Raw genomic sequence first — 13,956 nt, 5'->3', positions numbered from 1 at the left:
TGTTGTTCTCCAGGGTTGTCTCAACACGGGTTTGCAGGGTGCAGCCGGTGGCCGCGTGGTACGACCAGCAGGTGATGACGGGCGGCGTGCGCCAGCACGGCCTCGACGTCCACGCTGAGCGGGCCTTGGTGGTCGAGGGTGATGGTGGGGGTATCGCGTTCGGCGAATTCGATTTCACGTTCGCCATCCAGGGCCAGGGTGCCGCTGAAAAGGCTCAGGCGATGGTCAACGCCGGGCGTCAGCGTGCCGCTGGCGGTGATGCCGCAGGCTTGCAGCAGGCCGGGTGCCAGCGGTGCGAGCAGGGCCTGTTCGGCGCCGGGGTTCAGGCGTATCCAGGCGCCGTGCGGGTCTTGGCGCGACACTGGGCACCACAGGCCGCACAGCGCCGACAGGCCGATGGCATGCGGCTCGGCGAAACAGGCGAAGACCTCGCAGAGGTCTTCGCTACGGCTAAGTGCGCGGGCACCGATGAAGCGCTGGGGTGACACCGCCACTTCCACCAAGGCCCATTCGGCCAGTTGTTGTTCAGGCACTTTCACCAGCAGGCGCTTGTTGCGGCGCAGGCCGATGCTGGCTGGGACCTGGCCACTGGCGAGCAGGCCGCCGGCAAGGCCTGCGCTGGTGGCTTCACGCAGTTCGGGGAAGGCATTGTTGGTGCCGGTGGACAGGGTCAGCAGCGGCACGTCACCGGCTTCTGCGGCGACTGCCTTGTGGGTGCCATCGCCTCCGAGCACGGCGATCATCGCCACGCCGCGTTCGACCATGCGCCGGGTGGCCAGGCGGGTATCGGCCACGGTCTGGGTCAGCGGCAGGTCGAGTATCTCGATGGCCGGCCAGTGCTGGTCACGGGCCCCCGGGCCCTGGCTGGCCTTGAGCACGGCGGCGGCGATACCGGTCATGTCGCTGGGCAGCAGCACCCGGCCGATGCCGGTGGCGCCGAAGGCCGCCAGCAGGCGCTGGATCGCCGAGGCCTTGTCGGTACTCGAATACAGCCCGGCGTTGGCGGTCAGGCGGCGCAGGTCGCGGCCGGAGGCAGGGTTGGCAATAATCCCGACAATCGGGGCGGGTAGCGGCATGGCGCACCTCGTATTGTTGTTTGCCAAGGCAGGAGCAAGCGCGGTGCCAGCTTTTATCGCAAGGGTTGAAATGGCCGGAACAGAGCGCTTTGGCGCTGCTTGAGCGTGCCCGTTCAGCGATGGCGGTGAGACGCCGGGTGCCAGCGCGGCGCCGCCTTGGCCGAGACGCTGAGACGCTGCGTCTCAAGCCAGCCGGTAATCACACAGTGCTTGTCGGGGGATGCCGGGAAGCGCTTAATGGCCGCACAACGACAAAAACAGCAACGAGAACCGGAGGGCCTGAATGCTTGCCGCGAACTCCCGATCCCATGTCGACTGCGTCAGCAGGGTGCTGAAGAACGCCGACCGCCTGCCGCAGGCGCCGGTGCCACCGCTGATCCTCGATTCATGGCGCCGATCCATGGAGCTGTACCGCCTCGACCCCGGGTCCCAGCAGGGGCCGCGCATCCTGTCCCAAAGCCTGCTCAACGAATGCCGCGAACGCGCCGAGCTGTTTCTGCGCATTGCCAGCGATGCCGTGGCGCGCCTGCACGAGCGAGTGCGTGGCGCCGACTACTGCGTGCTGTTGACCGACGCTCAGGGGCGCACCATCGATTACCGGGTCGAGTCGGCCATCCGCAACGACTGCCGCAAGGCCGGGCTGTACCTGGGTACCTGCTGGTCGGAGGGCGAAGAGGGCACCTGTGGCGTGGCGGCGGTGCTGACCAGCAAGGCGCCGGTCACGGTGCACAAGCGCGACCACTTCCGCGCCGCGTTCATCGGCCTGACCTGCACCGCAGCGCCAGTGTTCGACCCGCTGGGCGAGTTGCTGGGCGTGGTCGATGTGTCGGCCTTGCAGTCGCCGGACGACCGCCGTAGCCAGCACCTGATTCGCCAGCTGGTCGAACAGACCGCCCGCGAAATCGAAAACGCCTTCTTCATGCACAGTGCCCAAGGCCATTGGGTGATGCGCGCCCACGGCACACCGGGTTATGTGGAAAGCCAGCCCGACTACCTGCTGGCCTGGGATGCCGATGGCCGCCTGCTGGCGATCAACAGCCTGGCGCGACAACGGCTGGTGCAACGCCTGGGGCGTTTGCCCGAGCACATTGGCGAACTGTTTGACATCGACCAGTTGCGCCGGGTAAGCGCGTCGTCGGCTCAGCGCTTGCCGGGGTTGGGCGGGTTGTATGGCCGGGTCAGCGCACCGCAGCAACGCCAGCGGGCGCAGCCCGTGCGCCAGCCCCAGGACGCCCGCATCGAGCAGCACCTGCGGTTGGCCACGCGGGTCAAGGACTGCAACCTGGCGGTGTTGGTGCTGGGCGAAACCGGGGCCGGCAAGGAGGTATTCGCCCGTCAGCTGCACCAGCAGAGCCAGCGCCGCGATGGCCCGTTTGTCACGCTGAACTGTGCGGCCATTCCGGAAAGCCTGATCGAGAGCGAGCTGTTTGGTTACGTGGCCGGGGCTTTTACCGGGGCTTCCAGCAAAGGCATGCAAGGGCTGTTGCAGCAAGCCGATGGTGGCACGCTGTTTCTCGACGAGATCGGCGACATGCCGCTGAACCTGCAGACCCGCCTGTTGCGGGTGCTGGCTGAGGGCGAGGTGGCGCCGTTGGGCGCGGCGCGGCGGGAGCGGGTGGATATCCAGGTGATCTGCGCCACCCACCGTGATTTGGCGGCGATGGTGGAGGCAGGGCGTTTTCGCGAAGATTTGTACTTCCGCCTGGCCAATGCCCGCTTCGAACTGCCACCGCTGCGTGAGCGTGAGGACCGTTTGGGGCTGATTCACCAGTTGCTGGTTGAAGAAGCTGAGGCCTGCGGGGTAGATGTGGTGTTGGCGGATGATGCCTTGCAGGCGCTGCTGGTTTATCGCTGGCCGGGGAATCTGCGCCAGCTGCGGCAGGTGTTGCGCTATGCCTGCGCGGTGAGCGAGGGCGGGCAGGTGCGGGTGCAGGATTTGCCGCAGGAGGTGCGGGGTGAGGTGGTTGGTGCAACTGAAAGCGCGGTGTCGTGCCCGGCGCGGCAGCTGTTGTTGGATGCACTGATCCGCCATCGCTGGAAGCCGGCCGATGCGGCCCGGGCGCTGGGCATTTCGCGGGCGACCTTGTATCGGCGGGTGCATGAGCATCACATCGAGATGCCACGGATGAAAGGATAAGCCTCGCCGCGGTCCCTGTAGGAGCGGCCTTGCGTCGCGAAAGGGCCGCAAAGCGGCCCCGGCAATAGCGCCCCATCGCGACGCAAGGCCGCTCCTACAGGGACCGTGACGAGGGCCTGGCAGGCAATAAAAAACCCCGGCACATGGCCGGGGTTCTGGTACATCACACTACACGATTACTCCTGGCTGGCCAGTTTGTGCTCGAGGTAGTGAATGTTGACGCCGCCTTTGCAGAAACCTTCATCACGCACCAGGTCGCGGTGCAGTGGGATGTTGGTCTTGATGCCGTCGACGACGATCTCGTCCAGGGCATTGCGCATGCGTGCCATGGCTTCGTCGCGGTCCTTGCCGTAGGTGATCAGCTTGCCGATCAGCGAGTCGTAGTTCGGCGGGACCGAATAACCGCTGTACAAGTGCGAATCGACGCGAACGCCGTTGCCACCCGGAGCATGGAAGTGCTTGACCTTGCCTGGGCTCGGGATGAACTTCTTCGGGTCTTCGGCGTTGATCCGGCATTCCAGCGAGTGGCCACGGATGACAACGTCTTCCTGGCGGAACGACAGCTTGTTGCCAGCGGCGATGCTCAGCATCTCCTTGACGATATCGATGCCGGTGACCATTTCCGATACCGGGTGCTCAACCTGCACACGGGTGTTCATCTCGATGAAGTAGAAGCGGCCGTTCTCGTACAGGAACTCAAAAGTACCGGCACCACGGTAGCCGATCTCGATGCACGCATCGACGCAGCGCTTGTACACTTCCTGACGGGCTTTTTCATCGATGCCCGGGGCTGGCGCTTCTTCCAGCACTTTCTGGTGACGACGCTGCAGCGAGCAGTCACGGTCACCCAGGTGGATGGCGTTACCCTGGCCGTCGGACAGTACCTGCACTTCCACGTGACGTGGGTTGGTCAGGAACTTCTCCAGGTAGACCATCGGGTTGCCGAAGGCAGCACCGGCTTCGGTACGGGTGAGCTTGGCCGAGGAAATCAGGTCCTCTTCCTTGTGCACCACGCGCATGCCGCGACCACCACCGCCACCGGCGGCCTTGATGATCACCGGGTAGCCGACGTCACGGGCAATCGCCAGGGCGACTTCTTCGTCTTCCGGCAGCGGGCCATCGGAGCCCGGTACGGTCGGTACGCCCGACTTGATCATCGCGTCCTTGGCCGAAACCTTGTCGCCCATCAGGCGAATGGTGTCGGCTTTCGGGCCGATGAAGGCGAAACCGGATTTTTCCACCTGCTCGGCGAAGTCGGCGTTTTCCGCCAGGAAGCCGTAGCCCGGGTGAATCGCGGTGGCGCCGGTGACTTCGGCGGCAGCGATGATTGCCGGGATGTGCAGGTAGGAATCCTTGGATGGCGCGGGACCGATGCAGACTGATTCGTCTGCCAGGCCCAGGTGCATCAGTTCACGGTCGGCAGTGGAGTGCACGGCGACGGTCTTGATGCCCAGCTCTTTGCAGGCACGCAGGATCCGCAGGGCAATTTCCCCGCGGTTGGCGATCAGGACTTTTTCGAGCTTCCCAGACATCGTTGGCTCTCCGCGATTCAAACGATGGTGAACAGCGGCTGGTCGAACTCAACCGGCTGGCCGTCTTCTACCAGGATGGCGTCGATCACACCGCCGATTTCGGCTTCGATGTGGTTCATCATCTTCATGGCTTCGACGATGCACAGGGTGTCGCCTTTCTTCACGCTCTGGCCAACTTCAGCGAAGTTCGGCGAGGTCGGCGATGGCTTGCGGTAGAAGGTACCGACCATTGGCGAACGAACCACGGTGCCTTTCAGGGCCGGGGCAGCAGCAGCGGCTTCGGCGGCTGGAGCAGCAGCGGCAACCGGGGCAGCGACCGGGGCAGCGGCCATCGGCGCCGGTGCGTAGAACTGCTGGGCAGCTGGGGTCTTGCTGTGACGGCTGATACGGACCGACTCTTCGCCTTCCTTGATCTCCAGTTCGTCGATGCCAGACTCTTCCAGCAGCTCGATCAGTTTCTTGACTTTACGGATATCCATTAATCATCAACTCCCAAAGGTTCGGTCAGGGGGCGAAATACAAAAAAACGTATCTGAAACGTTTCTCTCGAACCCCGGCCCACTTAGGCCAGGGTTTTCATCATTTGGGCTGTGCGTTGGCAGCCAGTTGTTCCAGTGCGGACTCCAGGGCCAGGCGATAACCGCTGGCGCCCAGACCGCAAATCACCCCTACGGCAACATCGGAAAAGTAGGAGTGGTGACGGAACGGTTCGCGTTTGTGCACGTTGGACAGGTGCACTTCGATGAATGGGATGCTCACCGCAAGCAATGCGTCACGTAATGCGACGCTTGTGTGGGTGAAAGCCGCCGGATTGATCAGGATGAAGTCCACACCCTCGTTGCGTGCCGCGTGAATGCGGTCGATCAGTTCGTATTCGGCATTGCTCTGCAGGTACTGCAGATGGTGGCCTGCGGCGCGGGCACGTTGCTCCAGGTCCTGGTTGATCTGGGCCAGGGTCACGGCGCCGTAGTGGCCTGGCTCGCGGGTACCGAGCAGGTTGAGGTTTGGGCCGTGGAGCACCAGTAGCGTTGCCATCTGCGGATTCCTTGGATTTGTAGGGCAATTCGACACAGCGCGGCGAGTGTGCCGTAAAGCGACGGCAAGTGTCCAGTTCCCGGCAATAGCCAGCACGTTGTCCGAGGTTCGCGCGAAGTATGTGACCAAATAATTAAATCTGGTCACCGAATTGAGGAATTTTCCCGGCACGCGGGAAGTTATAGACCGAGTTTGCCGCGCACGCGTGTCAGAATTTGCGCAAATTCACCGGCGTTTATCTCGCCAATCACCCGATCAGCGGTAATTTCGCTGCCGTTCGCGGCAAAGAACAACAGGGCAGGTGGGCCGAACAACTGATAGCGATCGAGTAGCTTGCGTTGCTCGGCATTGCTCTCGGTGATGTCGAAACGCAGCAGCTTGAAGGCCACCAGTTGCGGTTGCACCTGGGGCGCATTGAGTACGTCGTGTTCGATCACCTTGCAGCTGATGCACCAGTCGGCGTACCAGTCCAGCAATACCGGCTGGCCAGCCGCCTTGGCTTGGGCCAGGGCGGCGTCCAGCGCCTCAGGTGTTGTGATGGTTTGCCAGGTATCCACCTTTGCCGCCGTGCCGCTGCCGCTGGCCGCAACCGTTGCCACCGGCAGTGGCCGCAGCGGGTCGCCCTGGCCGCTGAGGGCGCCGTACCAACAGGCCAGCGCGTACACCAGCAAAGCCAGGCCGAGCAGTTGCGCCAAGCGCTGGCGCGCAGTCTTGACCCCGAATTCCAGGGCGCCGAGAAACAGGGCCACGCCAGCGGCGAGGAAGCCGACCAGCAGCAACGTCACCTGGCCCGGCAGTACACGGCTGAGCAAGCCGATAGCCAGCCCCAGCAGCAGCACGCCGATGGCGTTCTTTACCGTATTCATCCAAGGGCCGCTTTTGGGTAGCCAGGCCGCGCCACCGGTGGCTACCAGCAGCAATGGTGCGCCCATGCCCAGGCCCAGGGCGAACAGCTTGAGCGCACCACCCAAGGCATCGCCGCTGGCACTGATATACAGCAGGGCACCGGCCAGCGGCGCCGATACGCAGGGTGAAACCAACAGGCTGGAGAGCACCCCAAGCACTGCCGCACCCAACAGTGAACCGCCCTTGGTGTGGTTGGCGACGTTGTTCAGGCGGTTGTTCAGCGCTTGCGGCAGTTTCAGTTCGAACAGGCCGAACATGGCCAGCGCAAACACCACGAAGAACAGCGCGAAGGGCACCAGCACCCAGGCCGATTGCAGGCGCGCCTGCAGGTTCAGGCCGGCGCCAAACAGCCCCATCAGTGCGCCGAGTGCCGCGAAGCTGGCGGCCATTGGCAGCACGTAGGCCAGCGACAGCGCCAGCCCGCGCAGGCCGCCAACCTGGCCGCGCAGTACCACGCCGGAGAGGATCGGCAGCATGGGCAGCACGCAGGGGGTGAAAGTCAGGCCGACCCCGGCGAGGAAGAACAGCAGCAGCGATTTCCAGCTCCAGGCGTGTTCGGTTGTACCCGGCGTGTTTGTGCCGCCTTCGCCATCGATGCTCAGGCGCGCGGTTTCTGGTGGGTAGCACAGGCCTTTGTCGGCACAACCCTGGTAGCCCACCAGCAGGGTAAAGGCGCGCGGGTCTTTGCGTGGTAGCTCGATGTCGAGCACGCCGTGGTACACCTCCACGTCGCCGAAGAATTCATCGTGCTTGGCTTCGCCCTTGGGAATGTCTGGCGTGCCCAGGGCGATGTCGGCCGGTTCCGTGCGGAACTGGAAACGGTGGCGGTAGAGGTAATAGCCATCGGTGGCGATGAAGCGCAACTTGATGGTTTGCGCATCGGCCTGGATCAGGTTGAGCTTGAAGGCCTCGTGTACCGGCAGGAAGTCGGCGTTATTGGCCAGCGAAGCGGCGCCGAGGGTGGCGCTGGGACGGTTGTCGAGCAGGCCCGTGGCAAAGGCAGGGCTGGCCAGCAGCAGGAACAGCAGGAAAAACAGGCGGCGCATGGCGGACTCGCGAGGTGGAACTTGGTGGGCATGATAGCGGAAGTGCTGCGGGTTGGGGCCATGCGGGTGAGCGGGCGACACATGGCCTTCGCTATCTTCAAGGTTGCACCGTCCCTGTAGGAGCGGCCTTGTGTCGCGAAAGGGCCGCAACGCGGCCCCAGCAACGTCTTCTGTGATGCACAGATCCCGGGGGCGCTTCGCACCCCTTTCGCGACACAAGGCCGCTCCTACAGGGACAGCGCATACCTTGAAGTTTTCACAGGCCCAATCAAACCCTGAACGCCCGCACCGCCCGGTTCAACTCACCCCCCAGGTTTAGCAACTGCTCCCCTTGCTCACGCCCCTCACCAATGCGCTGCAAATTATCCTCACCCAGCTCATGAATCCGTTCGCTGTGATCCCGAATCTCACTCACCGCGCCACTCTGCTGCGCCGTGATATCGGCAATCCGCACGGCGGTATCCGAGATGGTCCGAATGGCACAGACAATCTCGTCCAACGCACCATCCGCTGCCTGCGCCCGGCTGGCCGTGGCTTCGGCATGCTCCAGCTGTGCACGCATGCCGGCCACCGAGCCTTTGGCTGCCTGCTGCAAGCGGTCGATCAGGACCTGAATCTCGCCAGTGGCTCCAGTGGTACGCTGCGCCAGCGAACGCACTTCATCAGCCACCACGGCAAAGCCACGGCCCATCTCGCCCGCCCGGGCCGCTTCGATCGCGGCGTTCAACGCCAGCAGGTTGGTCTGTTCGGCAATCGAGCGGATCACTGTCAGCACCCCGCCGATAGTGGCCGACTCCTCCGCCAGTTGCTCGATCATGCGCGCATTGCCCTGCACTTCATCGACCAGTTCACGCAAGCCCGACAGGCTCTGGCCAATCACTGCCTGGCCTTGTTCCACCGCGCGGCCGGCATCACGGCTGGCGTCGGCGGCGGCGCTGGCATCGCCGGCCACTTGCTGGATGGTCGCTTCCAGTTCGCCTAACGCATCGCGGATCTGCCCGGTATCGCCGGCCTGGCGTTCGGCACCGTCATGCAGGGCGGCGCTCATGCCGGCCAGGGCGTGGCTGCTGCCGGCGACCTTTTCGGCGTTGTGGCGAATAGTGCCAACCAGTTCGACCAGGTACTGGCGCAGGCGATTGAGCGACTCCTGGATGTCATGCAGTTCGCGGTTGGTCTTGCCCAGGGCGATCACTTGGGCGAAGTCGCCTTCCGCCCAGCGCGACAGTGCCGGGGCCAGGCCGGTCAGGGTACGCGCCAGGCGCCGCTGCAAGGTATCGATCAACAGGGCGATGAGCAGGATCAGCCCGATCATCAGGCCTTGGATGATGCGCACTTCGGCGGCAATTTTTGCATGCTGACCGCGCACTTCCGGTTCCAGCGCAGCAATGGCTTGCTGTACGGCTTCCAGGCGCTGGCCGGTACTGGCGGCCAGGGCCGCGCGGCGTTCGATCTGTTCGCGGGTGCGCTGCAGTTCGGCCGGGTAGCGGCCCAGCAGGCTTTGCAGCTCACGCTTGAGGCCCACGGCAATGTCTTCTTGCTGGGCGCGGGCTTGGGTTTCCAGGCCCATCATGGCGGCGAAGTCGTCGGCGCCGGATTCGGCAGCACGGGTTACGCCAAGCAAGGGCAGGGCGTCGATGGCCTGGGCCTGGGCGCGGATCAGTTGCAACTCGCGCTCCACTTCGTCAGCAAGCTCCGGGCGACCGCTGCTGACCAGCTTGTCGCGGGCCAGTGACAACCGGCCCAGGTGCACGCTGGCGTCGAGCAGGGGTAGCACATAGCGGTTGGCCTCGGCATTACCGCTGTCGCGGGCGTAGCCGGCCAGTTGCTCGAAGTTGGCCCCCAACTCCCGTTCCGCTTGCAGCAGCAGGGCTTGCGGGTCGCCAGCCAGCTTGCCGGCGGCCAGCAGTTCATTGGCGGTGAAGGCTTGCAGGCTGTCGAGGCTGGGGCGCAGCTTGTCGGCCAGCCCGACGGGCCAGGCGGCCAGTGCCGCCTGCAGATGCTGGTTGGCCTCCATGGCGGCGGCGTGGCGCAGGGCATCGCCACTGCGCAGGTACGCCTGAATGTTGCGCGCTGTCTGGTTCTGAAACTGCTGGGACAGGCCCAGGTAGCGCTCCATCATCTGGTAGGGGCGTTCCAGGGCCCGTTGCGACCACCACAGGGTAACGCCCAGGGCGAGGCACACGGTCACCAGCAACAGGGTGTTGAAATTGGTCAGCCACTTCAGGCGCATAGCCGCGAACTTCCTGCGGAGGGGAGTGGGGGTAGGCGCCTGAAGTTATTGCGATTTTGTGACCGGGTGATGACGTCGAAGGGTTGGTGCCAGAAAAAAAGTGGCACAGTGCCGGTATCTGGGTTGCTTGTGCTGCCTCTTCGCGGGCGATAACAATCTCAGGGCTCTACGCGCACCACACAATTACGCCCGGCATGCTTGGCCCGGTACAACGCTTCATCCGCCGCACTGGCCATGGTCAATGCATCCAGCCCGTCATCCAGTTGCACCACCCCGGCACTGAAGGTGCACTGTAAATCTCGCGGTTGCGCCGGGTAGAGAATCTCGGCAAAGCGCCGACGAATGTCGTCCAGCACCTTGTGCGCTGCCTCCAGCGCGGTATTGGGCATGACGATGGCGAATTCCTCGCCGCCATAGCGGCCAATGAAGTCGGTCTTGCGCAAGCGCTGCTTGAGAAACAGCGCCAGGCTCTTGATCACCCGGTCGCCCATGGGGTGGCCGTGACGGTCGTTGATCTTCTTGAAATGGTCGATGTCGAGCATGGCAAAACTCAACGGCTGTTGCTCACGGCGGGCGCGGAAGCTGCAGTCTTCCAGCAGTTGCAGGATGTGGGTGTGGTTGTACAGCCCGGTCAGGCTGTCGCGCACCATGCGCGCCTTCAGGTGGCGGGCGCGGGCGGCGCGGTTGCGTACGGTGGTGACCAGGTGGCGTGAGCGAAACGGCTTGGTCAGGAAATCATCGCCGCCTTCGCTCATGGCATCCAGCTGCTTGTCCAGGTCGTCTTCGGCAGACAGATAGATGATCGGCACGCTCACGTAGCGGTCACTGTGGCGGATCACCTTGGCCAGTTCCGGGCCGGTGCAGGCCGGCATGTACAGGTCGAGGATGATCAGGTCGGGCTGGAAATCGGCCAGTTCGGCCATGGTGCGGATCGGGTCGGTCAGGCTGCGGGTGACCATGCCGGCGCTGGCCAGCACGCGTTCGGTGTACAGGGCCTGGGTGCGCGAGTCGTCGATGATCAGCACGCGCAAAGGGTCGTGCTGGGCGGCATTGGTCAGCAGTTCGACCTTTTCCAGCAGGCTGGAAGCTTCCAGGCTGCCGGTGAGGAAGTCCTGGCCGCCAGCGCGCACGGCGGCCAGGCGGGTTGGGGTGTCGGCTTCGTGGTGGCTGAAGAACAGCAGCGGAATGTGCTGCGTCAGGCCCTGCTGCACCCGGGCGGCCAGCAGCAGACCCTGGCCGGCGCCGGTGAAGTCGACATCCATGATGATCGCCGAGGGCGGATACTCGCTGATAGACGCCAGAAACGCTGTGGCACTGGGCAGTGCCTGCACGATCATGCCAAAGAACTCCAACTGCTGGGCCAGGCGCTGGGCGCGCCCGTGATCCTGCAACAGGATGTACACCGGCCTGCGCAGGGGTAGCAGTACCTGGTCCAGTGGGTCGTCCTTGCGCAGGCCGCTACGCGACAGATGCGGGTCGGGGCACTGCGGGCTTGGCTCGACGGCTTGGCTCATGTCCTGGCTACTTATAGGTTGGGATATGCAGGGGCAATGATGGCTCTATGCTAGCAGCTCTTTCACACAGCATGAGTGCCCTGCATCAACAATGCGTTCTGAACGAATATTCAGTTGCTGACTGAATGGTCGCTTATGCGTAAGGCGGTGTCTGCTTTATAGTGCTGCCACGCGGGCTTGCCGTGGCACCCTGGCGCAGGCCTGTGGTCCAAGCCCTGAACCGTCGTGACTGATTAAGGACAAAAGCCATGCTGGACTGGAAAAACCGCGAGGCCAAAGCCGAGCCCCGCGAGCGTGTCGATGGCCGCGGTGCTGCCGCTCGTAGTTACCTTGGCGGCCTTTGGAGCCGTGCCCTGGGGACCCTGATCGGGTTGTACCTGCTGGTGTGTATCGGCCTGGGCTGGTACTGGAGCCAGGAGCCTGCGCTGTTCCCGGTGCAGCAGAACGCCCAAACTGCCGCCGAGCACAATGGCCAGCAGATGGTCGTAGGCTACACCACCATCGAAACCCTCAAGACCGTGGCCGGCACCCTGCTGAACAAGCCAGGTGGCTATATTTCCAACGACCGCTTCCCGCCAGGGCTGTGGATGGACAACATGCCAAGTTGGGAATACGGCGTGCTGGTGCAAGTGCGTGACTTGTCCCGTGCCCTGCGCAAGGACTTCGCTCGTTCGCAGTCGCAGTCCACCGAAGACGCCGACCTGGCCAAGGCCGAGCCGCGCTTCAACTTCGACAACAAGAGCTGGATCCTGCCATCGAGCGAGTCGGAATTCGAGGAGGGCATCAAGTCGTTGACCCGCTACCAGACCCGTCTGGCCGCCGGTGACAAGGGCGCGATCTTCTACACCCGCGCCGACAACCTGAACAACTGGCTGGGTGACGTTGCCACCCGCCTGGGTTCGCTGTCGCAGCGCCTGTCGGCCAGCGTTGGCCGGGTCAAGCTCAATTCCAACCTGAAGACCGAGTCGGTAGTTGCCGGCCAGGCGCCGCAGGTGGATGAAGAGCTGGTGGAAACCCCATGGCTGCAGATCGACAACGTGTTCTACGAAGCCCGTGGTCAGGCCTGGGCGCTGTCGCACCTGCTGCGCGCCATCGAGGTGGACTTTGCCGACGTGCTGGCGAAGAAGAACGCCACGGTCAGTGTGCGCCAGATCATTCGTGAGCTGGAGGCCTCGCAAGAACCGCTGTGGAGCCCGATGGTGCTGAACGGCAGCGGCTTTGGCATGTGGGCCAACCACTCGCTGGTCATGGCCAACTACATTTCCCGGGCCAACGCTGCAGTTATCGACCTGCGTCAGCTGTTGTCGCAGGGTTGATGATGGCTATCAGCCAGAGCGAGGCCGCCCACCGGGCGGCTTCCGACCGCGAGCTGGTCACCTGGGTGGACGAAGCCGACCAGGTGCTGGGCGCCTTGCCCCGGGCCGAGTTGCGCGAACGTGGCCTGATTGGCCGTTGCACGTTCATTCTGTTGTTCAACAGTGCCGGTGAGTTGTGTGTGCACCAACGTACCTTGAGCAAGGCGCTGTACCCGGGGTACTGGGATGTGGCGGCGGGTGGCATGGTCGCGGCCGGGGAGGCGTATGCCGAGTCGGCGGCGCGCGAGTTGGCCGAGGAACTGGGAATTGAAGGCGCCGAGTTGCGCTTTCATGAGCGGTTCTACTTTGACCAGCCGGATAACCGCTTGTGGTGTGCGGTGTACTCGGCGGTGTCGGATGCGCCGCTGCGGTTGCAGCCGGAAGAGGTGATTGAGGCGCGGTTTATTGGGTTGGAGCAGGCTGAGAAAGAGAGCCTGACGAAGCCGTATTGCCCGGACTCGTTGGCGGCGTTGCAGCGGTATAAAGCCACTTTGTAGGGCGTGCGTGCCCGCGAAATACCGACCCAGACACCCGCGTCGCATGGCAAGGGCTCTGCCCTTGTTCGCGGGTAAACCCGCTCCTACACAACCGCCGCATTTATCGTTACACTGCGCGCCCTTTTCGGGCTGCCGCAATTCTTGCAGCAGTAGCGCCGCCCCTGCCAGAGTGGGGCTTCGCGGTCGGCCTCATCCCCAAGGCACGACCAGTTTTTGTCCTCAGCACCGAGGAACAAAAGTGGCCAAGAAAGCTTCTTCATTCTCCGCCCTTGGCGGTCTCGTTTACTCCACCGACGCCGGTCGGCACTGCCCCGACTGTGGCCAGCCGGTGGAGGCCTGTGCCTGCAAGCAGCAGGTTATCCCCGAAGGCGATGGCATTGCCCGTGTGCGCCGTGAAAGCAAAGGCCGTGGCGGCAAGACCGTGACGACTGTCACCGGTGTGCCGCTGCCGCTCGACCAGCTCAAAGAGCTGGCCACCACCCTCAAGCGCCGTTGCGGTACCGGCGGCGCGCTGAAGGATGGGGTCATCGAAATCCAGGGCGACCATGTCGAGCTGCTGATCGCCGAGCTGATCAAGCAGGGCTTCAAGGCGAAAAAGTCCGGCGGCTGATTCACCCGCGCGCTTTTT

Annotated in this window: 11 protein-coding genes; 4 read left to right on the top strand and 7 right to left on the bottom strand. The window is 63.8% G+C overall.

Annotated features, from left to right (window positions below):
• Nucleotides 1-20 precede the first annotated feature (20 nt).
• Complete coding sequence (locus tag ACIP02_RS19760) at nt 21-1,076, bottom strand: ATP-NAD kinase family protein (protein ID WP_400619505.1); 1,056 nt, start codon at nt 1,074-1,076, stop codon at nt 21-23.
• A 283-nt stretch (nt 1,077-1,359) separates the two neighbouring features.
• On the opposite strand from ACIP02_RS19760, the gene ACIP02_RS19755 reads away from it, so the two are divergent.
• Nucleotides 1,360-3,213, top strand: coding sequence for a sigma-54-dependent Fis family transcriptional regulator (locus ACIP02_RS19755; protein ID WP_400619503.1), 1,854 nt, complete (start codon nt 1,360-1,362; stop codon nt 3,211-3,213).
• A 176-nt stretch (nt 3,214-3,389) separates the two neighbouring features.
• Here the strand turns inward: ACIP02_RS19755 and accC are convergent, their stop codons facing one another.
• From accC to ACIP02_RS19725, 6 genes are all read right to left on the bottom strand, one after another.
• Complete coding sequence (accC, locus tag ACIP02_RS19750; RefSeq protein WP_400619500.1) at nt 3,390-4,745, bottom strand: acetyl-CoA carboxylase biotin carboxylase subunit; 1,356 nt, start codon at nt 4,743-4,745, stop codon at nt 3,390-3,392.
• Nucleotides 4,746-4,762: 17 nt separating this feature from the next.
• On the bottom strand, nt 4,763-5,224 hold the full coding sequence (gene accB, locus ACIP02_RS19745; protein WP_056807100.1) for an acetyl-CoA carboxylase biotin carboxyl carrier protein: 462 nt from the start codon (nt 5,222-5,224) through the stop codon (nt 4,763-4,765).
• A gap of 100 nt (nt 5,225-5,324) precedes the next feature.
• Complete coding sequence (gene aroQ, locus ACIP02_RS19740; RefSeq protein ID WP_003255330.1) at nt 5,325-5,780, bottom strand: type II 3-dehydroquinate dehydratase; 456 nt, start codon at nt 5,778-5,780, stop codon at nt 5,325-5,327.
• A gap of 179 nt (nt 5,781-5,959) precedes the next feature.
• The gene (locus ACIP02_RS19735; RefSeq protein WP_400619496.1) at nt 5,960-7,732 is read right to left on the bottom strand and encodes a protein-disulfide reductase DsbD; all 1,773 of its coding nucleotides are present in this window, start codon (nt 7,730-7,732) and stop codon (nt 5,960-5,962) included.
• Between the two features lie 268 nt (nt 7,733-8,000).
• On the bottom strand, nt 8,001-8,780 hold the full coding sequence (locus ACIP02_RS19730; protein ID WP_400619741.1) for a methyl-accepting chemotaxis protein: 780 nt from the start codon (nt 8,778-8,780) through the stop codon (nt 8,001-8,003).
• A 1,340-nt stretch (nt 8,781-10,120) separates the two neighbouring features.
• On the bottom strand, nt 10,121-11,476 hold the full coding sequence (locus ACIP02_RS19725) for a diguanylate cyclase (protein WP_400619493.1): 1,356 nt from the start codon (nt 11,474-11,476) through the stop codon (nt 10,121-10,123).
• A 248-nt stretch (nt 11,477-11,724) separates the two neighbouring features.
• On the opposite strand from ACIP02_RS19725, the gene ACIP02_RS19720 reads away from it, so the two are divergent.
• From ACIP02_RS19720 to ACIP02_RS19710, 3 genes are all read left to right on the top strand, one after another.
• Nucleotides 11,725-12,792, top strand: coding sequence for a DUF2333 family protein (locus tag ACIP02_RS19720; RefSeq protein ID WP_400619490.1), 1,068 nt, complete (start codon nt 11,725-11,727; stop codon nt 12,790-12,792).
• Nucleotides 12,793-12,794: 2 nt separating this feature from the next.
• Nucleotides 12,795-13,328, top strand: coding sequence for an NUDIX hydrolase (locus tag ACIP02_RS19715; protein ID WP_400619487.1), 534 nt, complete (start codon nt 12,795-12,797; stop codon nt 13,326-13,328).
• Nucleotides 13,329-13,566: 238 nt separating this feature from the next.
• Nucleotides 13,567-13,938 carry a translation initiation factor Sui1 gene (locus ACIP02_RS19710; RefSeq protein WP_400619485.1) on the top strand — a complete coding sequence of 124 codons (372 nt, stop codon included), beginning with the start codon at nt 13,567-13,569 and terminating at the stop codon, nt 13,936-13,938.
• Nucleotides 13,939-13,956: the final 18 nt, after the last annotated feature.

The organism is Pseudomonas sp. NPDC089408, from assembly GCF_044749445.1.
GTDB lineage: Bacteria > Pseudomonadota > Gammaproteobacteria > Pseudomonadales > Pseudomonadaceae > Aquipseudomonas.
The sequence above is the reverse complement of the archived record's forward strand: the minus strand, read 5'-3'. Positions and strand labels throughout refer to the sequence as shown.